This is a genomic window from Chromobacterium sp. W521, from assembly GCF_052805975.1.
Map to the genome: position 1 here is coordinate 51,952 of NZ_JBRBAF010000003.1, position 25,575 is coordinate 77,526.

Consider the following 25,575-nt stretch of genomic DNA (forward strand, 5'->3'; position numbering starts at 1 on the left):
GTCAGCGCCTTTCCTGTCTGGCGATAATGGCGACGCCGGCCACCAGGAACAGCAAAGTGGGCAGCGTGGCGGACAAGATGGGGTTCCAGTCGTACAGCAGGCCCAGATGGCCGAACAGGCGGTTCACGAAGTGAAAGGCGATGCCCAGGCAGATGCCGCCGAACAGACGGATGCCCAGTTGACCGTGGCGGCGTTGCTGCGGGGTGAAGGCCAGCGCCACCAGGGCCATCGAGATACAGGCCAGCGGATAGAAGAGCTTGCTCCACAGCGCGATCTCATAGCGTTGGGTCTGTTGCTTGTTGCTGCGCAAGTGCTCCAGATAGGTTAGCAGCGCGCTAGCCGACATCTGTTCCGGCACGACCAGCAGCACCGACAGGATTTCCGGCTCGACGATGGATTTCCAAGACAGCTCCGGATAATGGCGGCTGACCGACTGATCCGCGCCCAGCGTGGTTTCGCGCACATTGATCAGGCGCCATTGCTGCTCATCCTTGGAGAAGGAGCCGCGTTCGGCGTAACGGGTGCGCACCAGGCGGAAATCGTTGTCGTAGGTGTAGATGCGCACGCCCAGCAGCGAGGTGTCCGGCAGCATCTCATGAACATTGATGAAGTTCTGATTGTCCTTGACCCAAATGCCGGAGCGGAATTCCTGCGCCACCATCGAGTGGGTGGCGGACAGCTTCAGACTTTGCGCTTGCTGGCCGGTGCGCGGCGCCAGCACCTCGCCCAGCAGCACGGTGAGCAGGGCGAAGCCGAGGCCGAACTTCAGCAGCGTGGCGGCGATTTGCGGCAGCGTCACCCCGCTGGTGCGTATCACCGTGTATTCGCTGCTGGTCGCCAGCTGGGTCATCGCCACCATGCCGCCGATCAAGACCGCCAGCGGCATTAACTCATAAGCGTGGCCGGGCATCAGCAGCGCGACATAGCCCAGCATCTTGCCCAGGGTGTAGCTGCCCTTGCCCAGGTTGGGCACTTCGGCCAGCAGGTCGAAGAAGCCATACAGGCCCAGCAGGGCCAGCAGGGTGAACAAGGTCGCCTGGCTCAGAGTGGCGACGATGTAGCGATGAATCAGTTTCATGACGGGATCAGGATTTCCGGAACAGCAGGGACAAGGCCTGGCCGATGGGACGAGCCGGCCGGTTGCGGTAGCTCAACAGCGCAAGCGCCAACGCCAGCATGGCCAGGTGCACCAACAGCACCAGCCAGACGCCGGCCTTGCCCTGGGCCACCCAGTTGCGGGCCACGGTCAGTCCGTTCTGATAAACAAAGAAAACCAGCAAAGACAGCAGTAGATTGTAGGTCTGGCCGCTGCGCGGGTTGAAATAGGACATCGGAATCGCCAGCAGCGCCAGAATCACGCAGCTGATCGGCATCGATAGCCGCCAAGCCAGTTCGGCGCGGTAGTCGGCGGAGTCCTGGCTCAGCAATTGGGCGGTGGGAATGGCCTGGCGGTTGCCGGAGGGGCCCGGCATCTGCTGGCTTTCGCCGATGCCGGCGGTGTAGCGCTGAAATTCCGCCACCTCGTAATTGGCGCTGCCCGGCTCGCCTACGTAGCGCTGCCCATGTTCCAGCACCACCACGCGCTCCCCGTCTGGCTTAGTGGTAATAAAACCGGATTTGGCGAAAATGGTGGCCACTTTGCCGTCGGTGATTTCCTGCATGAAAATATTAGTGGCCGCGCCGTGCTCGCCAGAGTAGTTCTCAATAAAATATACCTTGTTGGACGAGGCGGATTCTTTGAACACGCCGGGGGAGATTGCGGAAACCTCCTCGCGGCGTTTGATCTGTTCGGCATAGTCTTGGCTGCGTTGGTCCGCCCACGGCCCGATGAACAGGGTGACGCCGGCGATCAGCATCGCCAGCGGCAGGGTGAAGCGCATCACCGGCCACACCCAATTGCTCAAAGACAGGCCGGAACTGAGCCAGACCACCATCTCGTGATCGCGCCAAATACGGGTCAATACCACCAAAATGGTGGCGAAAACCGTCAAAATCATCAATACCGGGAAAAAGCCCAGCGTGGTGAAGCCAAGCACCGCGGCAACGGCCTCGTTGGCCATTTGTCCTTCGGCCGCGCGGCCCAGAAGATTGACTGCCTGAGTGGAAACGATAATCGCCAGGAGCACGATGAAAACGCCTAATGCGCTCAAAGTCAGCTCGCGAGTCAGGCTTTTTTGAAAAACCATTTATTCAGTGCCTTTTTGACTTTTCATGAAAAGCATTGTGATAATTCCGGGGACCATCCAGAAACGTCAAAAACGGACGATTTCGGAATCAACAACAAAATCCGTCTTCACCGGAAGGCCGGGCCGTCAGGATTCTACCTGCGCATCGACGGCCGGTTAAGAGGTGTAGCTACAGACACTCGCTCTACACGGGAGTTCTCAATGGAATTTAACATAAAAAGCGGCAGTCCGGAAAAGCAACGGGTAGCTTGCGTTATCGTCGGCGTATACGAATCCCGCAAGCTGACTTTCGCGGCGGATCTGCTGGATCGCATCTCCAACGGCTTCATCAGCGACGTGCTGCGTCACGGCGACATGGAAGGGAAGCTGGGCAGCACGCTGGTGCTGCACTCGGTGCCGCACACCCTATGCGACCGGGTGATGTTGGTGGGCTTGGGCAAGGAGCGGGAGTTCCGCGCCAAGGAATACCGCGAGGCGGTGCGGGCCTCGATCAAGGCCTTGACCCAGACTTCCGCGGTGGAAGCGGTCAGCTACCTGAGCGAACTGACAGTCAAGAAGCACGATGTAGAGTGGATGATAGAGCAGGCGGCGGTGGTGACGCTGGACGCCTTGTACCGTTTCGACCGCTTCAAGAGTAAGGTGGACGAATCCGTGCGAGAGCCGCGCAAGCTGACGCTGGCGGTACCGCGCCGCAGCGATCTCGCCGACGGCGAAAAGGGCTTGCAGCGCGGCCTGGCCATTGGCAGCGGCATGAGGCTGGCCAAGGATCTGGGTAACCTGCCGGGCAATGTTTGCACTCCCAGCTATCTGGGCGAAGAAGCGCGCCAGATGGCCGCCGCTTTCGGCGCGGACGCCGAAATCCTGGGCCCCAAGCAAATCGCCGAACTGGGCATGGGTTCTTTCCTGTCCGTGGCCAAGGGCAGCACTGAAGAAGCGCGGCTGATCGTGCTGCGCCATCATGGCGCCAAAGACAAAGGCGACAAGCCCATCGTGCTGGTGGGCAAGGGCATCACCTTCGACTCCGGCGGCATCTCGTTGAAGCCGGGCGAGGGCATGGACGAGATGAAGTACGATATGTGCGGCGCGGCCACCGTGCTGGGCGCTTTCCGCGCCGCGGTGGAAATGAACCTGCCGCTGAACCTGGTTGCCATCGTGCCCACTTGCGAAAATATGCCCAACGGCAACGCGTTGAAGCCGGGCGACATTGTCACCTCGATGTCCGGCCAGACCATCGAGATTCTGAACACCGACGCCGAAGGCCGACTGATTCTGTGCGACGCGCTGACCTACGCCGAGCGTTTCGACCCGGCCACCGTGATCGACGTGGCCACGCTGACCGGCGCCTGCGTGGTCGCGCTGGGCCATATCGCCACAGCGCTGTACAGCAACCAGGACAGCCTGGCGCGCGAGCTGCTGGCCGCCGGCGAGGAAGTGGCCGACCGCGCTTGGCATATGCCGCTGTGGGACGAGTACCAGGACATGTTGAAGAGCCCGTTCGCCGATATGGCGAATATCGGCGGACGTCCGGGCGGCAGCATCACTGCGGCCTGCTTCCTGTCGCGCTACGCCAAGGCTTACGATTGGGCGCATTTGGATATCGCCGGCACCGCCTGGAAGGGCGGCAAGGACAAGGGCGCCACCGCGCGTCCGGTGCCTTTGCTGGTGCAGTTCCTGCAAGACCGCGCGGACATCGCGTTGGGCAATGTGGTGCGACGCGGCCGTCCGCGCCGTGAAACCCCTGAAACGGTGGACGATGAGCAGGATTGATTTTTACACCAAAGTGGCCGATCCGCAGGGCTTCGCCTGCCTGCTGGCGGCCACGGTGATGCGCAAGGGGGGGCGGCTGCTGGTCTGGTTCGACAGCGAGCAGCAGCTCGATACCTTCAGCCGACAGCTGTGGAGTTTTGGCGATACCCGCTTCGTGCCGCACTGCCGGCTGGGCGCAGACGAGGCGGCGGACACGCCGATCTGGCTGACCGCCCGCCTGCCGGATGCGTTGGAGCACCCGGTTTTGTTGAATCTGGGATCGAATTTGCCGGAGCGGATGGAGCGCTTTGATCGTATTCTGGAAATAGTCGGACGCGACGAAGCGTCGCTGGAGACGGCGCGCCTGCGGTTCAAGGCGTATCGCGAGCGCGGTTATGCAATCGAACATCACGACATGAGCAACAAGTGACCATGAGCGAGCCGTCAAAGCCCAAAGAGCCTGACTGGTCCGGCCTCAACCTGCCGGTGTTGACCGAGGTGGTGGATGAGTCGCAAGTGCCTACCTTGGGCGACGAAGTCATCGACATTCCCGATTTTGATTTCTCCAGCGAACTGGACGCGCTGGCCGACCAGTTGGGCGAACTGCCGCAGGATTTGCCCGCCGAGTTGGAAATTCCCGAACTGAGCCTGGAAGAACTGATCGCCGCCCCTGTTGCCGGCGAAGAACCGTTGCTGGACCTGGCTTCGCTGCCGTCGCTGGATCTGGACGACATACCTGCCTCCGAGCTTGGCATCGAGCAAGTGCTGCCAGGTTGGAGTCCCGCCGCGGCCTCGCCGGAAGCGGCGCAGCCGCCGGCGGCGGAGACCGGTGATTTCGAATTCTTGTTGCAGCCGGCCGGCGAGGAGCAAGCAGCGGAGGCCGTGGCTGACGAACCCGCGTCTATCGCGGAAGAGGCGCTGGCGGCGGTTCCTGCTTCGGCGCCCGTTGCCGAGCCCCTAATGGCCGAAGCTGAGCCGGCAAGGGACGCCGCGCTTGCGGCCGCTGAGCCGGAACCCGTTGGTATAGAGATTCCGGGTGCGGTGGCGCCAACCGCCGAGCCGCCCGCGCCGACGCCTTTCACTTCCATTTCCTTGGATAGCTTGCCCACCGGCGTGCTGGGCGGCGGAGTCGGACCGGAAACCCAGGTGGACAGCTTGCTGCCGAGTTGGCCGGAGAGCGCGGCGCAAGAACCCGTGCCTGTCTGGCCGGAATCCGCCGAGGCCCCATCCGTCGGCGCGCCGGAAGCGGCGGCGGAAGGCCCAGAGCCATTTGCGCCGCCTATGGGCGATAACGCCGCCGACCCCTTCCTGGCGCCGCCCGAGGCGGATGAACTGGCCGCGTTGGCGCTGGAACCCGCGCCGGCGTTTGATGATGCGCCGGCCGTAGCGCCCGAGGCGGTGTTTGAATCGGCGATGGCGTTTCCCGATGTGATGATTTCGCCGGAGTCCTCCGCCGTCCCTGAGCTTGACGTGCCGGGAGAGGAGCCCTTGCTGGCCGAGATCGACCAGGCACTGGCGGGGGGGCGGACGGAGCCCGTCATGGCGATGCCGGAAGCCGTTGAGGCGGATGCGCCGATGATGGATTCCGCGTTTTCCGCACCGGTGGCCGAACCTGTGTTGGACGAGACGCTGGAGCTACAAGCCGCAGATCTGGACGTCCCGCAGATGGATACAGCGTTTGCCGAGCCGGCGAAAGCCGAAGCGGTGCCTGAGCCTGTGTTGAACGAGGCGTTGGAACCACAAGTTGCTGAACTGGACGTTCCGCAACTGGATGCCGCATTTGCGGAACCAGCGAAAGAAGCGGTGCCTGAGCCTGTGCTGGACGAGCCGCTGGGGCCGCAAGCTGCAGATCTGGAGGTTCCGCATCTGGACGCTGCGTTTGCGGAACCGGCGGAAGCCGATGCGGTGGCAGAGTCTGTGCTGAACGAGTCGTTGGAACCACAAGTTACTGAACTGGACGTTCCGCAGCTGGACGATGCGTTTGCCGAGCAGACGGCGGCCGAAGCGGCGGCAGAGTCTGTGCCGGAAGAAGTGCTGGAACCGAAAGTCGTCGAATCAGTGGTTCCGCATCTGGACGCTGCGTTTGCGGAACCGGCGGAAGCCGATGCGGTGGCAGAGTCTGTGCTGAACGAGTCGTTGGAACCACAAGTTACTGAACTGGACGTTCCGCAGCTGGACGATGCGTTTGCCGAGCAGACGGAGGCCGAAGTGGCGGCAGAGTCTGTGCGGGACGAGGCGTTGGAGCCACAAGTTGCTGAACTGGATGTTCCGCAGCTGGACGCTGTGTTTGCCGAGCCGCCGGTAGCCGAAGCGGCTGCCGAGCCTTTGCTAGAGGACGTGCTGGGGCAGCAAACCACCGAAACGGCGGCCATGCTGGAGCCGGTAGCGGCCGAGCCGGAAATGTTCTTGGAGGATGTCGAGCCCGAGTCGCTGGCTCCGGCTATGGCCGAGGGCGAGATACCCGAACTGACGGTGTTTGAGTCCGAGTCCGAGATGGGTGGAATGGGGGCCGCGGAGTTGGCGGCGGGAGCCGGGGCGCTGGCAGCCGCAGGCTTGGCGCTTGCCGTCGGCGCGGAGTCGTCGGCGGGCGAGGCGGAACAGGGGCCGGCCTCCGAGGGGCCGACGGCGCGCGGCGTAGAGGTCTTGAAGGTGTCCGAGGTGGCTTCGGCCGCCGCGGCCGCCGCGATGATGGCGCCTCAGGCGGTGAATGCGCCGCCGGGCACGGTGGCGGTGATAGACGAACAGGCCTTGCTGCAGTCCATGTATGAAAAAATGCTGCCGCGGATGAAGGTGGAACTGTCGCTGTGGTTGCAGGACGCTTTGGAGCTGCAGGCCAAGCAGATGCTGTCGGGCGTAATGCATCAGCTCAAGGAGGATTACGAGATGCTGTTTGGCGAAGCCTTGAAGGAGAGCCTGCGTCAGACAATCAACTCTTTGGGCAAGATTGAAAAGGATGGGAAACGCGATGAGTGATCGATTGTCGCATATCGTCACCAGAACCGGCGACGACGGCAGCACGGGTCTGGGGGACGGCAGCCGGGTGGGTAAGGACAGCTTGCGCATCCGCGCGTTGGGCGAGGTGGATGAATTGAACTCGGTGCTGGGAGTGTTGCTGGCGGAAACGCTGCCGGACGAGGCCAGAGCCTGGCTGTCCGAGACCCAGCACGATTTGTTCGATCTGGGCTCGGAGCTGGCGGTGCCCGGCTACAGCGCTTTGGGCGCCGAGCACGTGCAGGCGCTGGAGGCTGTCGTGGCCTTCCTCAACGAGGATTTGCCGCCGCTGAAAGAGTTCATCCTGCCCGGGGGCTGCAGGGTGGCCGCACTGTCGCACCAAGCCCGATCGGTGTGTCGTCGCGCCGAGCGCGCAGTGGTGGCGTTGGCGCAGCAGGAGACGGTGTCAGACGCGGCGCGCCGCTATCTGAACCGCCTGTCCGACCTGCTGTTTGTGCTGTCGCGTTATCTGAACCGGCAGGCAGGGGAACCGGACGTGTTGTGGCGGCCGGGGCGCAAAACCGGCGAAGTCTAAAAACCTGTTCACGATCTGCCGCGCGTTGCGGAGCGTTACACGCTGAGTACGCGTTCGGCAAAAAAAACGGCAATCCTTTGGGATTGCCGTTTTTTGTGAGGGTGGCGTCAGGCCACTTCCGAGACCCGCGGCCGGTAAGGGCTATTCTGCAGCAGGGACTGGGTGGTCTGGTACTGAGTGACCGCTAATTGGCCGCTGGCGTTCTGTTGCTGGGAACGGGCCACCGCATTGCTGTTGGTCTGGTTGATCTGCTGTTCCGCTTGATTGTTGGCGGCTTGCTGCTCATTGGCCGCCGGCACCGTGGTCGGACGCGGAGGCGTCGCCGGCGGCGCGCTGGCGGCGCGATTGGCGCTTGCCGTTTCCGCGGTGCGCTGTTGAGCCCGCGGGGTGTCGTTGGCCGCGGCGGCCGGAACGGCTGAGCTGGCCAGGGCGGCGGTTTGGGCCTGTTCCTGGCTAACCCGTTGCTGGTCGCCGTTGCGGGTTTGCGCGGCATTGGCCTGCGCGGTGTTCAACTGACGTTGCAGTTGCTGCTCGACGCGGGCTGTGTCGGGGTTTTGCCGGACCGCGGTCTGGCTGACGTTTTGCTGTGAAACCGCAGGGGTGGCGGACCGCGGTTCTTCCAGCGTCTTTTGCTCAGGCCGCGTGTTCTGCAGCGATTGCAATTGCTGCAGAGAGTTGAGGCTGCCTATGCTGCCGGTGCTTGCCATATCGCTCTCTCCAAACCGTGGTTGCCGTTGCCGTCGCCCAGGACGGTATAGAGCCCAGTTGCCCTATATCGCTGATTCTAGAATCTTTTTCGGTGGATTGCCGAATTTTTTCTGGTCCAATGGTCAGGTTTGTGGCAGTAATACCAAATCCAACATGCGTTCGGCCAGCTGATCCACGCTCAGCGGGCCTTCGGAGCGGTACCACTGCACCGACCAATGCAGGCTGCCCAGCAAGGTGCGGCGCAGCAGCGCGGTGTCGGGTTTGACCAGTCCGGCGGCTGCGGCCTCGTCCAGCGCTTGTTGCCAAAGCGCTTCGTAGCGGTCACGCAGCACGATCAGGCCGGGCCTGGCGGCAGCGGACACGCTGCGCCATTCGTACAGCATCACTTCCAGCGCCGCCTGATTGTCCCCCAGCAGAGAATTGAGATGGACGCGGAACAGCGCGGCCAGCTTGGCTCGCGGCGATCCGGCTTCGTCCAGGGCGCGCTTTAATTGCTCGGTGGTGCTGGTGATGCCCAGGGCCATCACCGCGACCAGGATTTCTTCCTTGGTGCGGAAGTGGTAGAACAGGCTGCCGGATTGCATGCCGACCGCGTTGCCCAGGTCGCGCACTGTGGTGCGTTCGTAGCCCTGGTCGCGGAACAGTATCGCCGCGGCGCGGATCAGTTCCATGCGGCGGCTGTTTTCTTCGACGGGTGCGGTGTTGTCTGTGCTCATTATTGTGTTTTTTCTTGGGGGTGGACGGGCAGCAGCGGAAGCGCGGCTTGCCAGACCCGATCCGGCTCCATTTTTTCCAGGCAATCGGTATGACCGTAAGGACAGGTCCGCTCGAAACAGGGGCTGCAGTCCAGGTTGAGGGAGACGATGGCGGCCCGCGTCGACAACGGCGGCGTGAAATCGGGGCTGGAGGAGCCGTACAGCGCCACCAGCGGTTTGTCCAGCGCCGCAGCAACATGCATCAGGCCGGAATCGTTGCAGACGGCGAGCCGGGTCAGGCCGATCAGGTCTATCGCTTCTTCCAGGCCGGTGGCGCCGCAGAGGTTGACGGCCAGCCCGCCGGAAAGGCGGCTGATGTCGTCGCCCACTTCGCGGTCCTTGCCGGAGCCGAACAACCATACCGCGTAGCCGGCGGCGTCGAAGCGGCGCGCCAGCTGGGCGAAGTGTCGGGCCGGCCAGCGTTTGGCCGGGCCGTATTCGGCGCCGGGGCAGAAGGCGACCGCAGGGCGGCTGGCGTCGAGCTTCAGTTTGTCCAGCGCCGCTTGCTGGCTGGCATTGGTCAGCGCCAGCCGAGGATGGCTGAGCGGTCGCGGCAGCGCCGCGCCCTTGTCTTCGGCCAGCGCGCAAAAGCGTTCCACCATCATCGGCAGCGCTTGTTCGTCCAGTTCGCGCGCGTCGTTGAGAATCCAGTAGCGCGATTCGCCTAGGAAGCCGGTGCGCAAGGGGATGCCGGCGAACAGAGGGATCAAGGCGGATTTCAGCGAGTTGGGCAGCACGATGGCTTGGTCGAAGCGTTCGGCCGCCAGCTGGCGGGCCACCTTCCAGCGTTCGCCCAGGCGCAGGGCGCCGTGGCCGAAGGGGTTGAGGTGGGCCTTGGCCACTTCCGGCATCCGCGCCAGCAGCGGCAGGGTCCAGGCCGGCGCGAATACGTGCAACTCTAGATTGGGGTGGCGTTGGTGCAGCCTTTGGTACAGCGGTTGCGCCATGACGCTGTCGCCGACCCAAGAGGGGCCGATGACGAGGATTTTCTTCTTCATTGCAGATGTTCCGATTGCAAACCGAAACCGGGTCGCGGCGGCCCGGCTTGGGTTTGCGGACGGAGGCGGCCGGGCAAGCAAAAAAGGTGCGGCTCGCGCCACACCTTAGCTGCGTTGCCGGCGCGGGGCCAGGCTCAGTGGTGGCCGCCTGCCGGACCGTTCAGTTTGTAGCGGGTGCCGCAATAGGGGCACAGCGCTTCGCCGGTCTTGTGCACGGGCAGGAACACGCGCGGGTGGGAGTTCCAGGACACCATGTCCGGCATCGGGCAATGCAGCGGCAGGTCGTGCTGGGTGACTTCGATCACGCGTTGAGTGTTTTCTTTCTGTTCAGCCATTCTGTATTCCTTGCGGAGCCGCCGCGCGGGCGGCTCGTCTTGCTTAGTTGACGTAGGTCAGCCAGTGCTGGTGTTCGGCATCCAGTCCTTTGACGATGTCGAAGTAGCGCTTCTGGATTTCGGCGGTGATGGTACCACGATTGCCGTCGCCGATCGCGCGTCTGTCGAGCTCGCGGATCGGGGTGACTTCGGCGGCGGTGCCGGTGAAGAAGGCTTCGTCCGCGCTGTAGACTTCATCGCGGGTGATGCGCTTTTCTATCAGTTCCAGTCCCATTTCCTTGGAGATCTGCACCACGGTGTCGCGGGTGATGCCTTCCAACGCGCTGGTCAGGTCAGGAGTGTACAGTTTGCCCTTGCGGATGATGAAGATGTTTTCGCCGGAACCTTCCGCCACGAAACCGTCCACATCCAGCAACAAGGCCTCGTCGTAGCCGTCGGCGGTGGCTTCGTTGTTGGCCAGGATGGAGTTCATGTAGTTGCCGTTGGCCTTGGCCTTGCACATGGTGATGTTGACGTGGTGGCGGGTGAAGGAGGAGGTCTTCACGCGGATGCCTTTTTCCAGGCCTTCGTCGCCCAGGTAGGCGCCCCAGGGCCAGGCGGCCACGATTACGCGGACATCGTTCTTTAGCGGCGCCACGCCCAGTTTTCCGGAACCGTAGAAGGCCATGGGGCGGAAATAGCAGGACTTGAGGCCGTTGGCTTTGACCACGTCCAGGTGAGCCTGGCTGATCTGTTCCGGCGTGAACGGCAGCGCCATGCCCAGGATCTTGGCGGAGCGGAACAGTCGCGCGGTGTGGTCTTCCAAACGGAAGATGGCCGGACCCCTGGGGGTTTCGTAAGCGCGCACGCCTTCGAACACGCCCATGCCGTAATGCAGGGTGTGGGTCAGAACGTGGGTGGTGGCGTCGCGCCAGTCCACCAGTTCGCCGTCATACCAGATTTTTCCGTCACGATCAGCCATCGACATCTTGGTGTTCTCCAATATTGTGTTTTCGCTTTGCGGATAGGGTCGGATCTTGTCCGACCGTATCCAATGAGTTTATCTCGCCCTTATGACGCTGTGAACCGTTTGTCAGGAAAAATTGAGCGCTTGCTCGAATACGAGCCGCCACAGCGATCGGCATAGGCTGTAGTCCTGCTGCAAAGCCGCGTCCGGCGTGACCGTCTGTTTTTCGTTGAGCCGGGCGGCGTGCTGGAGCCGGCGATAGTGACGATAGGCGTTGCGCGCCGCTTCGGCGTCGGCGGCGGGGATCAGTCCGGCCTCGGCTGCTGTGGCCAGCAAGGCGATATTGCCGGCGTTGGCGGTCAGCGCCGGGAGCGCGTGGGCATGGGCCAGGATCAGGTATTGGACGATGAATTCGATGTCTATGATGCCGCCGCGCGCGTTTTTCGGGTCTTCGTCGCGGGCGGGGTGGCTGTCCAGCATGCGTTGGCGCATCGCCAGCACTTCGTCGCGTAGCACGCTAAGCTCGCGTCGGCGGGTGAGGATGGCATGGCGTTCCTGTTCGAATTGGGCGCCGACGTCTGCGTCGCCTGCCACGTAGCGGGCGCGGGTCAGCGCCTGGTGTTCCCAGACCCATGCCTGCTGTTCCTGGTATTGGCGGAAGGCGTTGACCGAGCTGACCAGCAGGCCGCTGGCGCCGTTGGGGCGTAGCCGCAGGTCGATGTCGTAGAGCACGCCGGCGGCGGTGGCGCTGGTCAGCCAGGTGGACATTTTGCGCGCCAGCCGCGAGTACAGTTCGGCGGCGTCCGGGTGCTCGTCGTCGTAGAGGAAGATCAGGTCCAGGTCCGAAGCGTAGCCCAGCTCTTTGCCGCCCAGCTTGCCGTAGCCGATGATGGCGAAACGCGGCGTGTCGCAGTGGCGGCTGGGGATGTCCAGCCAGGCGTGGCGCAGCGTGGCGGCCAGCACGATGTCGGCCAGCAGCGAAAGCTGGTCGGACAGCGCCTCCACCGTCCACATGCCGGCCAAATCCTGCGCCACCAGGCGGAAGGATTGCGCGTGCTGGAAGTGGCGCAGCGCATCCATCTTGGCTTCCACATCGCCGTCGGCCTGGCGCAGCTGTTGTTCCAACTGTTCCGCCAGTTGTGGCCAGTCCGGCGTGGCGTAGAGCACGCGCGCGTCCAGCAGTTCGTCCAGCAGGATGGGATGGCGGGTCAGGTAGCCGGAGACCCAGGCGCTGGACGAATAAAGCGAGGCGAGCCGTTGCAGGGTTTGCGGGTATTCGGTCAGCAGCGCCAGGTAGGATGCGCGGCGGCTGATCGCCTCCATCAAGGCGATGATGCGCGTCAGCGTGGCATCGGCGTTGTCGAAGCGGGAGGCGACCTCGATCAAGGCGGGCATCAGCTGGTCGAACTGCTTGCGGCCGTTTAACGGCATCTGCTGGTAGCGCTGTCCTTGGGCCAGGCTTTGCAACTGGCGCGCCACTTGTTCCGGTTCGGCGAAGCTCATCCGCCGCAGCCGCTCCACCGGCAACTCGTCTGCGATGTCGCGCCACAGATCGGCCAGGGGGTGGTCGGTAGCGCCCTCGGTGGGCAGGATGAACACTTGCTCGAAGTGGCGGGTGACTTTGCGGCGCTGCTGGTTAAGCTGGTTCATGAACTGGTCCCAGTCGGCGCAGCCCATGCTTGCGGCGATGCGGGCGCGGTTGTCGGCGCCGGCGGGCAGGGTTTGGGTTTGCTGGTCGTCCAGGTATTGCAGCCGATGTTCCAGATTGCGCAGGAAGGCGTAAGCCTGCAGGAGTTCGTCGACGGCGGCGGGCTCCAACAGCCGCAGCTCGCCCAGCCGGCGCAAGGTTTCGCGGGTGCCGCGCAGTTGCAGGCTGCGGTCGCGGCCGCCGCGTATCAGCTGGAATACTTGTGCGATGAATTCGACTTCGCGGATGCCGCCCGGTCCCAGTTTGATGTTTTCGGCCCTATCGCGGCGGGCCACTTCGCGGCGGATTTGCGCGTGCAGGTCGCGCATCGCGCCGTAGGCGCTGTAATCCAGGTATTTGCGGTAAACGAAGGGGCGCGCCGTATCGGCCAGCGCCGCCGCGTCGCCGCTGAGCGGCCTGGCCTTGATCCAGGCGTAGCGTTCCCATTCCCGGCCCTGGCTCAGCAGATAGTTTTCCAGGGCGGCGAAGCTCATCGCCAGCGGGCCGGAATCGCCGTAGGGCCGCAGCCGCATGTCGACGCGGAATACCTGGCCATCGGCGGTGACGTCGTTGAGCAGGGCGATCAGTCGCTTGCCCACCTGGGTGAAGTATTCGTGGTTGCTGATGGAGCGGCCGCCGCGGGAGGCGCCGTCGGTGTCGCCGCTTTCCGGATAGATGAAGATCAGATCGATGTCGGAACTGACGTTGAGCTCGCCTCCGCCCAGTTTGCCCATGCCGATGACGATCAGTTGCTGAACCTCGCCGCTGTCCTCGCCTATTGGCTCCCCGTAGTGGGCGAGGCCGGCGCGCGCGGAGGCCAGGGCCCGTTGGACGGCGAAATCGGCCAGCGCGCTAATGGTGGATACCACCTCGTCCAGATCCGCCAGACCGTTGAGGTCGCGGCAGATCAGCCGCGCCACTACGGCCTGCCGCAGCCGCCGCAGCGCCGGGGCCAGTCTTTCGGCATCGGTCAGCGCTTCCCAATCGGCGAAGGCTTTCATCTCCGCGGCGTAGAAGCGGTGGCTCAGCCGGCTTTCCAGCCTGGCCAGCTCGGCGGGCTGGGCGGTCAGCAAACGTTGCAGATAGTGAGAGAACTCGCGGCTGCGGGCAATGGCAGCGGCCGTGTTTGCTGGCATAATAGGCCCCTACGGCATGTCAATTCTTGATGGCCACATTGTAACGGTTTGCCGCATTTGGAAAAGCTATTCTCCGTTCTGTCCCATATCCATGTGGTCAAGGTCCTGAAACGGACCTGTGCGCTGTTGGGAATGGCCGTCGCCACCGCCTTGACGCTGCTGCTGGCGGCTTTTTGCGCGTTCACTTTCTGGGTATTGCCCAATCTGAACCAGTTTCGCCAGCCGCTGGAGCGTTATCTGAGTCAGTCGCTGGGACGGCCGGTGCAGGTGGCGGCCCTGTCCGGCGAGTGGCTGACCGTTGGTCCGCGCTTTGAACTGGGCGGTGTCACCATCGCCAATCCGCAGGACGGCAAGGCGCTGACCTTGCGCCAGGTATCGCTGGAACCGTCGTGGCGTTCACTGCTGGCGCTGGAGCCGCGCTTGTCCAGCGTGGTGGTCAAGGGGCCGGCGGTAGAACTGCTGCGTTCGCGCCAGGGCGTGATCTATCTCAACGGCTTCGACCTGAGTTCCGGCCCCGCGGGCAGCGGCCTTGGCAATTGGCTGCTGCGCCAGTCCAGCCTGGAGATCATCGATGCGCTGCTGAGCTGGCAGGATGAACTGCTGGGGCTGCCGAGGCTGGACCTGAGTCAGGGCCAGCTCAAACTGAGCGCGGGTCTGTTCGGCCACGGACTGAAGCTCTCCGGCCAGCCGGCGGCGTCACTGGGCAAGGGTTTCGATCTGACCGCTTCCTGGCGCGGCGACGACATCGCCGCCTGGCAGCAGTGGTCGGGCTCGATCAAAGTGGCGCTGGACGGCGCCCGGGCGGGTTCGTGGACGCGCTATTTGCAGCAGCTGGGCATGCTGCGCAGCGGAGAGGGCAGCGGCACGGTGGAAATGTCCTTCTCCGACGGCGCCATCGACGCCTTGAAAGCCAGCGTCAACGTCCACGACGCCGCCTACACGCCCCCGGATTCGCACGAACTGGTGTTGCCGCGTCTGCAAGGCGAGTTGCAACTGACGCGTCAGCTCAGCGGCAGCTATAAGGTCAAGGCCAGCCGGCTGAGCCTGGCCAGCGCCAGCGGGCTGGCTTTCGACAACTCCAATATCGACGGCGAGTGGCGCTACGGCGAGCAGGGCTTCGGACAACTGACGCTGGACAACGTCGACCTCAGCCATCTAACGCCCTTCATCCATGCGCTGGGCGCCGATCGCAACCCGCTGTTCGCGCGCTTTTCGCCCAGCGGCGCCTTGCGCGACCTGACCGTCAGCTGGAAAGGCGCGCTGGAAGCGCCCAGGGCCTTCAAACTCAAGTCCCGTTTTGAAAAGCTGGCTTGGCAGCCGTTTGATGAACTTCCTGGCGTGGCCGGGGTCAGCGGCGCGATCAGCTTTGATGAAAAGGGCGGCCGCTTGCAGTTGGATACCGGGAAGTCCCAGGTCAGCTATCCGTCGGTGTTCGTCTCGCCGCTGGCTTTCGACAAACTGACCGCCGATGTGGGCTGGCAGCGGCAGGGGCAAGCGGTGGCTTTGGACTTCCGTCAGGTCGCCTTTTCCAACGCGGATCTATCCGGCAGCCTGCAAGGCAGCTATCGGCATCAGGGCGGAGGCGCAGGCATCGCGGATCTGCGCGCCAGCATCGCCGGGGTGCCGGCGGCCAGGGTGGCGGAATACCTGCCGCATGAAGTGGGCGAGCACACTTTGCGCTGGCTGCGCCAGGCCTTGCAAGGCGGGCAGCTGCGTCAGGCTACGATGAAGCTGCGCGGCGATCTGGACCAGTTCCCTTTTGCTGGCGGCAAGGGCGGCGAGTTTCTGGTGGAGGCCGAGGTGGAACGGGCGCGTCTCAGTTACCAGCCCGGCTGGCCTCGTATCGACGACATCGACGCCCAACTGCTGTTCCGCAACGAGCGGATGGAAGTGAACGCGCGCCGCGCCACGACGGTGGGCGTGCCGCTGAGCGGCGTCAAGGCGGTGATAAACAATCTGGGCGCCGACGTGCCGATGCTGGCGGTGGAGGGCCGCGCGGCCGACCGCCTGCAGCGCATGCTGGCCTTCACCACGCAAAGCCCGGTAGACGGCTGGCTGGACGGTTTTACCGGCCAGATCGAAGCCGGCGGGAATGCCAGCCTGGACCTGAAGCTGGCGATACCGCTGGCGGGCGAGCAGGGCGTGGGGGTGCGTGGCGATCTTCATTTTGCCGACAACGCCCTGCAATTCAAATCCTTGCCGATTCCTCCGCTGAGCAAGGCCCGCGGCCGGTTGACCTTCACCGAGCGCGGCGTGGACAGCCCCGGCCTGCAGTTCAGCGGCTTCGGCGGCGCGTTCCAGTTGAAGGCCAGCACCGGAGCCGACAAGCGCATGCGTTTTGAACTGGCAGGCCAGGCTGATTCTCGCCAAGTATTGAAGCAATATCTGCCAGCCCTGGCGGAGCAAGCGGCGGGCAAGTCCGGCTATCGCGCGCAGTTCGTCGTCAAGCAAGGTCTTGAGAGCCTGACGGTGGCCTCGGACCTGCAGGGCACCGCCTTCGACTTGCCGCCGCCCTTGGCCAAGGCCTCGGCGACGGCTTTGCCGCTGCAACTACAGTTGCGGCCGCAGCAGATGCGCGGCGCGCAGACCCTGCGGCTGGATTTCAGCCTGGACGGCATGCTAGGCGGACGCTTGCGTTTGAACGAGCACGGCGACTTGCAGGCCGGCGCCTTGGGCGTGGGACGCGCGCCGGGCGAGCCGGCGGCGTCCGGGCTGACGGTGCGGGTGGCGCAGCCCAGGGTGGTGTTGGATGATTGGTTGAAACTGGCGGACGGCGCAGCGCAATCCAGCGGAGGCGGCGGGCCGGGAGCCTTGTCGGCTTTGCCTGCCTTGCAGCTGGAGTTGGAAACGCCGGAGTTGGCATTGCCGGGCCTGAGCCTGCACAAGGTCAATGCCCGGCTGGGCAACCGTGAATTGTCCAAGGCTTGGACCATACAGCTACGCTCCAACGAGATGAGCGGCGACGCCAGCTATCGGCCGGAAGGCAACGGTTTGTTGCAAGCCAATCTGAGCCGACTGGCCTTGACGTTGCCGGCGGACAAGAAGGAGGGCGCGACCGAGGCCAAGTCCGGCGGCGAGACCTCAATGCTGAACCGCAAGCTGCCAGAGATGAAGGTGCGCGTTGGCGAACTGGTGTTGCAGGGACGCTCGGTGGGGCGGCTGGAACTGGAAGCGCGTCGCGACGGCAGCGTCTGGCAGATGGCGCCGTTGCGGCTAACGACTAACGACGGCACGCTGAAAGCCACGGTGCGTTCGGATGCGCGCGGCGCCGGCAATGTCGACGCCCGTTTTGAATTGAATGTCAGCGACGCCGGCAAGCTGCTGGCGCGGCTGGGCCAGGGCGAGATTTTCCGCAACGGCCAAGGCTCGCTCAGCGGCCGCTTGAATTGGCCCGGGGGCTTGGGCGATCTGGATTTGGCCAAGGTGTCCGGCGAATTGGCGCTAGACTTCAAGGATGGGCGCTTCGCCAAAGTGGACCCGGGTGTGGTCAAGCTGTTGGGCGCGCTCAGTTTGCAATCGCTGCCGCGTCGCATCCGTTTGGACTTCACCGATGTGTTCAGCGACGGTTTCGCCTTTGATAGCCTGAAAGGCGAGGCGCAGGCGCGGAACGGCCTGTTCACGTCTCCCAAGGTGGAAATGAAGGGGCCGGGCGCCGACGTGGCGATTTCCGGAGAGCTGGATCTGGGCAAGGAAACCCAGACGTTGAAAGTTCATGTGATGCCGCGCTTGGCGGAAAGCGTGGCGTTGGCGGCGGGCGCGGCCTTGCTCAATCCGGTGGTGGGCATCGCCACGCTGGCGGCGCAGAAAGTGCTGCGCGATCCGGTGGGACGCATCTTGTCGGTGGATTACGAAGTGAGTGGTTCGCTGCGGGATCCTAAAGTGGTGCGCACGGCGATCGGTCCGATACATCAGAACAAAGGGGGAAAACCATGAAGCAAAAATTCCTGGCGGCGGCGGTGCAGATGGTGTCCGGCTCCGACGTGACGGCCAATTTGCAGCGCGCCGCGCATTGGGTGGCGGAAGCCGCCGCCAAAGGCGCGCGGCTGGTGGTCTTGCCCGAGTACTTTTGCCTGATGGGAAAACAGGAAACCGACAAGGTGGCTGTGTGCGAGGCCTACGGCGACGGCCCCATCCAGCGGGCGCTGGCGCGGATGGCGAGCGAGAACGGCGTGTGGCTGGCGGCCGGCACCGTGCCCTTGCGCAGCCCGGAGCCGCAGAGGGTGCTGAACACCACCTTGCTGTTCGACCCGAATGGCGAGGTACGGGCCCGCTACGACAAGATCCATCTGTTCGGCTTTTCCGGCCTGGGAGAGACGTATTGCGAATCCAATACCATCCGGCCGGGCGAGCAGCCGGTGAAGGCGGACCTCGGCTTTGCCGAGATGGCCTTCGGTATCTGCTACGATCTGCGTTTCCCCGAGCTGTTCCGCCAGCTGTCGCCCTATGATCTGATGATTCTGCCGGCAGCCTTCACCGCCACCACCGGCGAGGCGCATTGGGAGCCGCTGCTGCGCGCGCGCGCGATCGAGAACCAGAGCTATGTGCTGGCCTCCGCGCAGGGCGGAGAACACGACAACGGCCGCAAGACCCACGGCCATTCGATGATTATCGATCCGTGGGGGCGCGTGCTGGCGGAAATAGACAAGGGCGAGGGCGTGATCCTCGCCGAAATAGACCCGACATTGATCCAGTCGGTGCGCACCCGCCTGCCGGCGCTGGCGCACCGCGTACTCGCGTGAAAGAACCCGACATTATGCAAGATGCTTTCTCCGCGGCAGACAGCCTGCTGCTCAAGCCTTACGGCCTGGACGAGGCGGCTTTGGAGGCCACGCTGGCGCGCATGCGCCACCACGCCATCGATTACGCCGACCTCTATTTTCAATACACCCGCAGCGAGGCCTGGAGCCTGGAAGAGGGTATCGTCAAGTCCGGCAGTTTCAGCATTGATCAAGGCGTGGGCGTGCGCGCCGTGGCTGGCGACAAGACCGCCTTCGCGTATTCCGACGCCATCAGCCTGGAAGCGCTGAGCCGTTCCGCCGACGCGGTGCGCGCCATCGGCCAGGCGGGCGGCGACGGTTCCGCCGGACGGCAAACGCCGCGAGCGCCTAAACCGCTGTATCCGGCGCTGGACCCTTGTCACAGTCTGGAGGCGGCGGCCAAGGTGGCCTTGCTGGAAAAGGTGGAACGGATGGCCCGGGCGCTGGACCCGCGGGTGATCCAGGTGATGGCCGGCATGGCCAGCGAATACGATGTGGTTTACGTGGCGCGCCACGACGGCGTGCGCGCGGCTGATGTGCGGCCGCTGGTGCGGGTGTCGGTGATGGTGATCGCCGAGCAAAACGGCCGCCGCGAGCAGGGCTCCAGCGGCGGCGGCGGTCGCTTCGACCTGGCCTACTTCGACGACGAGGTGTTGGAGCGCTACGCGCGCCAGGCGGTGCATCAGGCCTTGACCAACATGGACTCGCGTCCGGCGCCGGCGGGGCAGATGACCGTGGTGTTGGGCCCGGGCTGGCCCGGCGTGCTGTTGCACGAGGCGATAGGCCATGGTCTGGAAGGCGACTTCAACCGCAAGGGCACTTCCGCCTTCTCCGGCAAGATCGGCCAGCGTGTGGCGGCGCCGGGCGTCACGGTGGTTGATGACGGGGTCATGGAGGAGCGCCGCGGCTCGCTGGCGATAGACGACGAGGGCAACCCCACCCAGCGCACCGTGCTGATAGAGGACGGCGTGCTTAAGGGCTATATGCAGGACGCGATGAATTCGCGGCTGATGCAGGTGGGCGCCACCGGCAATGGCCGCCGCGAGTCCTACGCCCATATTCCGATGCCGCGGATGACCAACACCTATATGTTGGCCGGCCAGCACGATCCGCAGGAAATCATCGCCTCGGTCAAGGATGGCCTGTACGCGGTCAACTTTGGCGGCGGTCAGGTGGACATCACCAGCGGCAAGTTCGTGTTCTCGGCGTCGGAAGCCTGGCGCATCGAAAACGGCAAGCTTAGCTACCCGGTCAAGGGCGCTACCCTGATAGGCAACGGTCCCGACGTGCTCAACTACGTCAGCATGATAGGCAGCGATCTGCAGCTGGATCAGGGCGTGGGCGTTTGCGGCAAGGAAGGGCAGAGCGTGCCGGTGGGCGTGGGCCAGCCCACGCTGCGCATAGACGGCGGGCTGACCGTGGGCGGCACCGGCGGCTAAGAACCTGCGTAAACAGCTTCTTTGAGAAAGGCGAAGCGCTGGAGCTTCGCCTTTTTTTACGCCTATTTTCAAATTTAACAAGCAGATCATACAAATATAGAGCCAATTATCAAATCCCATGGCCGGCGACACAATGTGCTGGTCCGGTGTCGCTGTGTTGGCGACGCCGCAATCGGGAGACGATGATGAAAGCTTTGACCTTGGCGCTGGGCTTCGGCCTGGCCTTGTCCGCGGCCTTCGCCGGCGCGGCGGAAAACCTGCCGCAGCCCGCGAGAGTGTGGGCTGACCGCCCGGCCGGCAGCGCGGCGGCGATGAAACTGGCCGCGCTGCGCTACGCGGCGTTCTGGAACAGCGGCGATCCGCGCTACGCCGAGCTGGCGTTGGACCCCGACTTTGTCGACCGCACCTTGCCCGCTGGCCGCCAGCAGGGCGTGGCCGGCCCCTTGCAGGCTTCGCGCCAGTTCCGCGCCGCGGTGCCGGATTTGAAGGTGGACGTTACCGATATGGTGCTGGCCGGCGACCGCGTCGCGTTGCGCCTGCATTTCCAGGGCCATTTCAGCGGCCGCTTCGGCGACGTGCAAGGCCAGGGCCAGCCGGTGGAATTCCAGGCTTTTGACCTCTACCGGGTCAAGAACGGCCGCATCGCCGAGAACTGGCACCTGGAAGACAATCTGACCCTGATGCAGCAATTGGGCGTGGTGAAGCCATGAACGCGGCGGCCTTTTCTTTCCACGGGCAGACCGTGGCGGTGCTGGGCGGCGGCTCCGGCATCGGCCGGGCGGTGGCGGACGCGGCCGTGGCGGCCGGCGCTCGGGTCTATGTGCTGGGGCGTACCGTCCAATCCGAGGAGGACCGCGAGGGGATTCAGGCGGACATGACCGACAGTCTGACATTGGCCCGGGCCTTCGCAGACATCGGCCGCATCGATCACTTGGTGCTGACCGCCGGCGCGCGGGTTGGCGCGCCGGCGCTGGCCGAGCTGAGCGAGGAAGCGTTGCGGCAGACTTTCGACGTCAAGCTGTTCGGCAGCCTGCTGGCGGTACGGGAAGCCTTGCCTTATCTGACGGAGCGGGCGTCGGTGACCTTCACCTCCGGCTTGTTGGCGCGCAAGTATTCCAGCGGCGGCTTGCTGAAGAGCACGGTCAACGCCGCGCTGGAGGCGGCGGCCAAGAATCTGGCCAAGGAACTGGCGCCGCGCCGCGTCAACGTGGTCAGCCCCGGCGTGGTGGACACCGAGTTATGGGGCGAAGCCGGCTCCGCCGCGCGCCAGGCGACGCTGGCGCGCATCGGGCAGGGCCTGCCCGTCGGCCGCGTCGGCCAGCCGCCGGAACTGGCGCAAGCCTATCTGTTGGCGATGGCCAATGGTTTCATCTCCGGCTCGGTGCTGGACGTGGAGGGCGGGGCCTTGTTGTAGGCCGCGCCGAAGAGAACAAGAGGACTTGAGATGTCCGATACCCTACCCATCAATCGTCGCCAGTTCCTGGCCGGCGCGGCCGCGGGCGGCACCGCGCTGATGCTGGCGCACGGCGCGGCGCTGGCGGCGACTGGAGCAAGCAAGATGACGGCAAACACAGCAAGCGGCGGCGCCTTCTGGCCGAACGGCGCGCGCCTGGCGATTTCGATTTCCATGCAGTTCGAGGCCGGCGCTCAGCCGGAGCGCGGCGCCAGCGGGCCGTTTCCACCGCTGGACCCCAAGTACGCGGACTTGCCGATGCAAAGTTGGTACGACTACGGCGTCAAGGAGGGCATTCCGCGGTTGTTGGACCTGTGGGATCGCACCGGCGTGAAGGTGACTTCGCACATGGTGGGGCAGGCGGTGGATCGCAGCCCGCAGCTGGCGCGCGAGATCGTGGCGCGAGGCCATGAAGCGGCGGCGCACGGCCAGACCTGGGAACCGCAGTACTCGATGACGCCGGAGCAGGAAGAGGCGGCCTATCGCGCCAATATCGCCAGCATAGAGCGCGCCACCGGCGCGCGTCCGGTGGGCTTCAACGCCTTCTGGCTGCGCGGCACGCGCAATACCCTGGGCATTCTGCAGCAACTGGGCTTTCTCTATCACATCGACAACGTCAGCCGAGACGAGCCGTTCACGGTGCCGGTCAAGGGCAAGCCCTTCGTGGTGGTGCCTTATACCTTGCGCAACAACGACATCGTGCGTTTTGATTCGCCGGCTTTGAGCAACGAGGCTTACCTGTCCGATTTGAAGGCTGAGTTTGACGTGCTGTATGCAGAGGCCGGTTCGCGGCGGCGGATGATGTCGATCAGCACCCACGACCGCATTTCCGGCTCGCCGGCGCGGGTCAAGGCCTTGGAGCAATTCATCCGCTACGCGCAGAGCCATGCCGGCGTCGCCTTCATGCGCAAGGACGAGATCGCGCGCTTCGCGCTGCAGGCGGACAAGGTGCCGGCGGACTGAGCCGCCGAACCATGAGACGCACCCTAAAACCGCGGAACGGCCATTGGCCGCGCCGCGGTTTTTTTACAATTGGGCGCCGGCCTCCGGCAGCAGGGCGGTAGCCGGCAGCGCCGACAGCCGCTCGCGCAGGAAGTCGATCAGCCGGCGGATGCGCAGCGGTTGGCCGCGCTGGACGGGGTAAAGCAGGTGCAGCGGCGCGCTGTCGGTGAAGTACTCGTCCAGCACCGTGAGCAGGCGGCCTTGGCGCAGATCGTCGGCGATGTCCAGCAGCGATTTGTAGGCGAAGCCCTGGCCTTGCAGCGCCCAGCGGCGGATCACCTCGCCGTCGTTGCTCTGCTGCGCGCGTTCCAGCCGCAGCGCGCGGCGCTGTCCGTGCTCGCGGTAAGGCCATTCATGCATCGGCCCGTCGCCGGTGACCAGGGTCAGCGTCGGCAGTTCGGCCAGCTGCCGCGGATGGCGGGGCGTGCCGGTGCGCGCGAGCAGCGCCGGCGCGGCGCAGACCACGCGGCGGCTGGCGGCCAGTTCGCGCGCGATCAGGCTGCTGTCCGCCGGTTGGCCGTAGCGGATGGCGATGTCGATGTCTTCGCCGATCAAATCGGCCGGGGTGTCGTCCAGTTGCAAGGCGAAATGCACCGCCGGATGCAGGCGGCGGAATTCGTCCAGGCAGTCCAGCAAGGCGTGTCGGCCCAGATCCGACGGCGCTGACAGCCGGATCAGGCCGCTGAGTTCGCTTTGTTCCCGCTGCAGCCTGTCCTGGCCTTGCTGCAGGGTGTCCAGCGCGCGCTGGCAGTGGTCGCGGAAGATTTCTCCTGCCTCGGTCAGCCGCAGTTGGCGAGTGGTGCGTTGGAACAAGCGGCTGCCCAGCGCCGCTTCCAGCCGCTGGATGCAGGCGCTGGCGGCGGCGGGGGATAGGCCCTGCTTGCGGCCGGCGGCGGAGAAACTGCCCAGTTGGGCGGCGTCAAGGAAGAGGCGTAGGTCGTTGAGTCGATCAAGCATGTGAATGGCCCAGGCGCGGGAGCGCCCGGGCAGCGAGGGGTCTAGATGGTTTCAGTATTGGCCAGCAGCCATTCGCGCGCCGCGCCGTCCACCAGCGGCAGCAAGCGCGCGCGCACCTCGGCATGGTACTGGTTCAGCCAGTCCACCTCGGCGCGGGACAGCAGGTTGAAGTCCAGGCAGCGGGTGTCGATAGGGCATAGGGTCAGGGTTTCGAAGCGCAGGAAGTCGCCGAATTCATTTTGCGACGAGGCCACGTTCAGCACCAGGTTCTCTATGCGCACGCCCCAGCGGCCGGGCCGGTAGACGCCGGGTTCGATCGAGGTGACCATGCCTTCCTGCATCGCCATATTGGCGTCCGGCACCGCGCGGGAAATGCTCTGCGGGCCTTCGTGAACATTGAGGAAGTAGCCGACTCCGTGGCCGGTGCCGTGGCCGAAGTCGATGTCGTGCTGCCATAGCGGCGCGCGCGCCAGAGCGTCCAGCATCGGCGATAGGGTGCCGCGCGGGAAATGCGCCATGGACAGGCCTATGGTGCCTTTCAGAACCAGGGTGAAGTCGCGCTTTTGCTCGGCGGACGGCGTGCCGACCGCCAGCACCCGGGTGATGTCGGTGGTGCCGCCCAGGTATTGACCGCCGGAGTCGATCAGCAGCAGGCCGTCGCCCTTGATTTCGCTGTGGGCGGCCTCGGTGGCGTGGTAGTGCGGCAGCGCGCCGTTGGCGTTGAAGCCGGCGATGGTGCCGAAACTGGGCGACACGAAGCCGGGGCGACGCGCGCGCGCGGCGGTGATTTCCGCGTCTATGGTCAGCTCGGTGACGCGGCTGCGGTTAACTTCGCTTTCGAACCAGGCGAAGAACTCGCACAGCGCCGCGCCGTCCTGCTCCATCGCACCGCGGATGTGAGCGGCTTCTTCCGGCGTTTTGCAGGATTTGAACAAGGTGCTGGGATTGATAGCCTCGATCACGCGGGCTGCCGGATTAACCGCCTGGCGCAAGCCCAGGGTGACGCGGCGCGGGTCCAGCAGCAGGCTGGCGCCGGCCGGCAGCGCGCCGAGCGCCGGCTTGGCCTGGGCGTAGGGCTGGACTTCGACGCCGTCGGCCGCCAGTTGGGCGCGCAGTTCGGCGGAAACCTTGCCTTCGCCGACGAAGAGGATGGCCTGTTGCCGGCCCAGCAGCGCATGGCTGATGAACACCGGGTTGTAGTTGACGTCGCTGCCGCGCAGATTGAAGCTCCAGGCGATGTCGTCCAGCGTGGACAGGAAGTGCCAATCGGCGCCGGCTTCGGCCATGGCGGCGCGCAAGCGCGCCAGCTTGTCCGCGCGGCTTTGCGGCGCGAACGCCGCCTCATGTTGATACACCGGCGCGTCCGGCAGCGGCGGGCGCTGCGGGTTGATGACGTCTATCAGATCCAGGTCGGTGCGCAAGCGAGCGCCAGCCTGTTCCAGCGCGGCTTGCAGCGCTTTGGCAGCGGCCAGGCCCAGCGAATCGCCATCCACCGCCAGCGTCTGGCCGGCGCTCAGCGTCTTGGAGATCCAGCCAAGGTGGTCGGCGCTGGCCGCGCTGACGATCTTGACCAGCTGAATGCCGCTGCCGGCCAGTTCGGCCTCGGCTTGCACCCAGTACCGGCTGTCGGCCCAGACGCCTGCGAAGTTGTGGGTGACGATTAGCGTGCCCATGGAGCCGGTGAAGCCGGACAGCCATTGGCGGGCTTGCCAGCGCGCCGGCAGATACTCCGACAGGTGGGGATCGGACGAGGGCACCAGACAGGCGTCGACTCCGGCGTTCTTCATGGCGGCGCGCAGGGAGGCGATGCGTTGCGGAATGGTGTCCAGTTGAGGGGTTGCGAGGGTGTTCATGCCGGCTCCGGGGGATGTATGCCATGCATTCTGTGGCTAATGAAACCGAGGCGCAAGAGTATGAGCATAGCTGATGATTGCCATGTCATTT

At 64.7% G+C, this 25,575-nt stretch carries 20 protein-coding genes; 10 read left to right on the top strand and 10 right to left on the bottom strand.

What is annotated here, in order from left to right; genetic code table 11:
- Window position 1: 1 nt before the first annotated feature.
- Together lptG and lptF are read right to left on the bottom strand one after the other, a co-directional pair.
- Window positions 2-1,078 (bottom strand): LPS export ABC transporter permease LptG, encoded by a 1,077-nt coding sequence (gene lptG, locus ACUXV1_RS04945; protein ID WP_043592119.1) that lies wholly within the window; start codon window positions 1,076-1,078, stop codon window positions 2-4.
- Between the two features lie 7 nt (window positions 1,079-1,085).
- On the bottom strand, window positions 1,086-2,186 hold the full coding sequence (gene lptF / locus ACUXV1_RS04950; protein WP_043592120.1) for an LPS export ABC transporter permease LptF: 1,101 nt from the start codon (window positions 2,184-2,186) through the stop codon (window positions 1,086-1,088).
- A gap of 201 nt (window positions 2,187-2,387) precedes the next feature.
- Between lptF and ACUXV1_RS04955 the strand changes: the two genes are divergently transcribed.
- The 4 genes from ACUXV1_RS04955 to ACUXV1_RS04970 are packed head-to-tail and all read left to right on the top strand — an operon-like array spanning window position 2,388 to window position 7,458.
- Window positions 2,388-3,953 (top strand): leucyl aminopeptidase, encoded by a 1,566-nt coding sequence (locus ACUXV1_RS04955; protein WP_114154845.1) that lies wholly within the window; start codon window positions 2,388-2,390, stop codon window positions 3,951-3,953.
- Complete coding sequence (locus ACUXV1_RS04960) at window positions 3,940-4,362, top strand: DNA polymerase III subunit chi (protein WP_446014950.1); 423 nt, start codon at window positions 3,940-3,942, stop codon at window positions 4,360-4,362. Before ACUXV1_RS04955 ends, ACUXV1_RS04960 begins: the two co-directional genes overlap by 14 nt.
- Window positions 4,363-4,364: 2 nt before the next feature.
- Window positions 4,365-6,905: a hypothetical protein gene (locus ACUXV1_RS04965; protein WP_446014951.1), complete on the top strand. Its 2,541-nt coding sequence runs from the start codon at window positions 4,365-4,367 to the stop codon at window positions 6,903-6,905.
- The gene (locus ACUXV1_RS04970; RefSeq protein WP_446014953.1) at window positions 6,898-7,458 is read left to right on the top strand and encodes a cob(I)yrinic acid a,c-diamide adenosyltransferase; all 561 of its coding nucleotides are present in this window, start codon (window positions 6,898-6,900) and stop codon (window positions 7,456-7,458) included. Before ACUXV1_RS04965 ends, ACUXV1_RS04970 begins: the two co-directional genes overlap by 8 nt.
- Before the next feature lie 107 nt (window positions 7,459-7,565).
- Here the strand turns inward: ACUXV1_RS04970 and ACUXV1_RS04975 are convergent, their stop codons facing one another.
- From ACUXV1_RS04975 to glnE, 6 genes are all read right to left on the bottom strand, one after another.
- Window positions 7,566-8,165, bottom strand: a complete 600-nt coding sequence (locus ACUXV1_RS04975; protein WP_446014954.1) for a hypothetical protein — start codon at window positions 8,163-8,165, stop codon at window positions 7,566-7,568.
- Window positions 8,166-8,288: 123 nt separating this feature from the next.
- Window positions 8,289-8,882 (bottom strand): TetR/AcrR family transcriptional regulator, encoded by a 594-nt coding sequence (locus ACUXV1_RS04980; protein ID WP_043641534.1) that lies wholly within the window; start codon window positions 8,880-8,882, stop codon window positions 8,289-8,291.
- The gene (waaF, locus tag ACUXV1_RS04985) at window positions 8,882-9,919 is read right to left on the bottom strand and encodes a lipopolysaccharide heptosyltransferase II (protein ID WP_446014956.1); all 1,038 of its coding nucleotides are present in this window, start codon (window positions 9,917-9,919) and stop codon (window positions 8,882-8,884) included. Before waaF ends, ACUXV1_RS04980 begins: the two co-directional genes overlap by 1 nt.
- A 134-nt stretch (window positions 9,920-10,053) precedes the next feature.
- Window positions 10,054-10,254: a zinc-finger domain-containing protein gene (locus tag ACUXV1_RS04990; protein WP_019104039.1), complete on the bottom strand. Its 201-nt coding sequence runs from the start codon at window positions 10,252-10,254 to the stop codon at window positions 10,054-10,056.
- A gap of 43 nt (window positions 10,255-10,297) precedes the next feature.
- Complete coding sequence (locus ACUXV1_RS04995; protein ID WP_043641537.1) at window positions 10,298-11,221, bottom strand: branched-chain amino acid transaminase; 924 nt, start codon at window positions 11,219-11,221, stop codon at window positions 10,298-10,300.
- 105 nt (window positions 11,222-11,326) lie between these two features.
- Complete coding sequence (gene glnE, locus ACUXV1_RS05000) at window positions 11,327-14,023, bottom strand: bifunctional [glutamate--ammonia ligase]-adenylyl-L-tyrosine phosphorylase/[glutamate--ammonia-ligase] adenylyltransferase (RefSeq protein WP_446014957.1); 2,697 nt, start codon at window positions 14,021-14,023, stop codon at window positions 11,327-11,329.
- 57 nt (window positions 14,024-14,080) lie between these two features.
- Here glnE and ACUXV1_RS05005 point away from each other — a divergent pair, with 57 nt between their 5' ends.
- From ACUXV1_RS05005 to ACUXV1_RS05030, 6 genes are all read left to right on the top strand, one after another.
- On the top strand, window positions 14,081-17,956 hold the full coding sequence (locus tag ACUXV1_RS05005) for a YhdP family protein (RefSeq protein WP_446014958.1): 3,876 nt from the start codon (window positions 14,081-14,083) through the stop codon (window positions 17,954-17,956).
- The gene (locus tag ACUXV1_RS05010; RefSeq protein WP_081573986.1) at window positions 17,953-18,762 is read left to right on the top strand and encodes a carbon-nitrogen hydrolase family protein; all 810 of its coding nucleotides are present in this window, start codon (window positions 17,953-17,955) and stop codon (window positions 18,760-18,762) included. Before ACUXV1_RS05005 ends, ACUXV1_RS05010 begins: the two co-directional genes overlap by 4 nt.
- A 14-nt stretch (window positions 18,763-18,776) precedes the next feature.
- Window positions 18,777-20,219, top strand: a complete 1,443-nt coding sequence (tldD, locus tag ACUXV1_RS05015; RefSeq protein ID WP_446014959.1) for a metalloprotease TldD — start codon at window positions 18,777-18,779, stop codon at window positions 20,217-20,219.
- Between the two features lie 185 nt (window positions 20,220-20,404).
- Window positions 20,405-20,929 (top strand): ester cyclase, encoded by a 525-nt coding sequence (locus tag ACUXV1_RS05020; protein WP_043592127.1) that lies wholly within the window; start codon window positions 20,405-20,407, stop codon window positions 20,927-20,929.
- Window positions 20,926-21,633 carry an SDR family oxidoreductase gene (locus ACUXV1_RS05025; protein WP_446014960.1) on the top strand — a complete coding sequence of 236 codons (708 nt, stop codon included), beginning with the start codon at window positions 20,926-20,928 and terminating at the stop codon, window positions 21,631-21,633. Before ACUXV1_RS05020 ends, ACUXV1_RS05025 begins: the two co-directional genes overlap by 4 nt.
- Window positions 21,634-21,663: 30 nt before the next feature.
- Window positions 21,664-22,635, top strand: coding sequence for a polysaccharide deacetylase family protein (locus tag ACUXV1_RS05030; protein ID WP_446014961.1), 972 nt, complete (start codon window positions 21,664-21,666; stop codon window positions 22,633-22,635).
- A 63-nt stretch (window positions 22,636-22,698) separates the two neighbouring features.
- Here ACUXV1_RS05030 and ACUXV1_RS05035 read toward each other — a convergent pair whose 3' ends face one another.
- Both ACUXV1_RS05035 and ACUXV1_RS05040 read right to left on the bottom strand, forming a co-directional pair.
- Window positions 22,699-23,631 (bottom strand): LysR family transcriptional regulator, encoded by a 933-nt coding sequence (locus ACUXV1_RS05035; RefSeq protein ID WP_445990226.1) that lies wholly within the window; start codon window positions 23,629-23,631, stop codon window positions 22,699-22,701.
- Window positions 23,632-23,672: 41 nt separating this feature from the next.
- Window positions 23,673-25,460, bottom strand: coding sequence for an aminopeptidase P family protein (locus tag ACUXV1_RS05040; RefSeq protein WP_203391672.1), 1,788 nt, complete (start codon window positions 25,458-25,460; stop codon window positions 23,673-23,675).
- Between the last annotated feature and the right edge of the window lie 115 nt (window positions 25,461-25,575).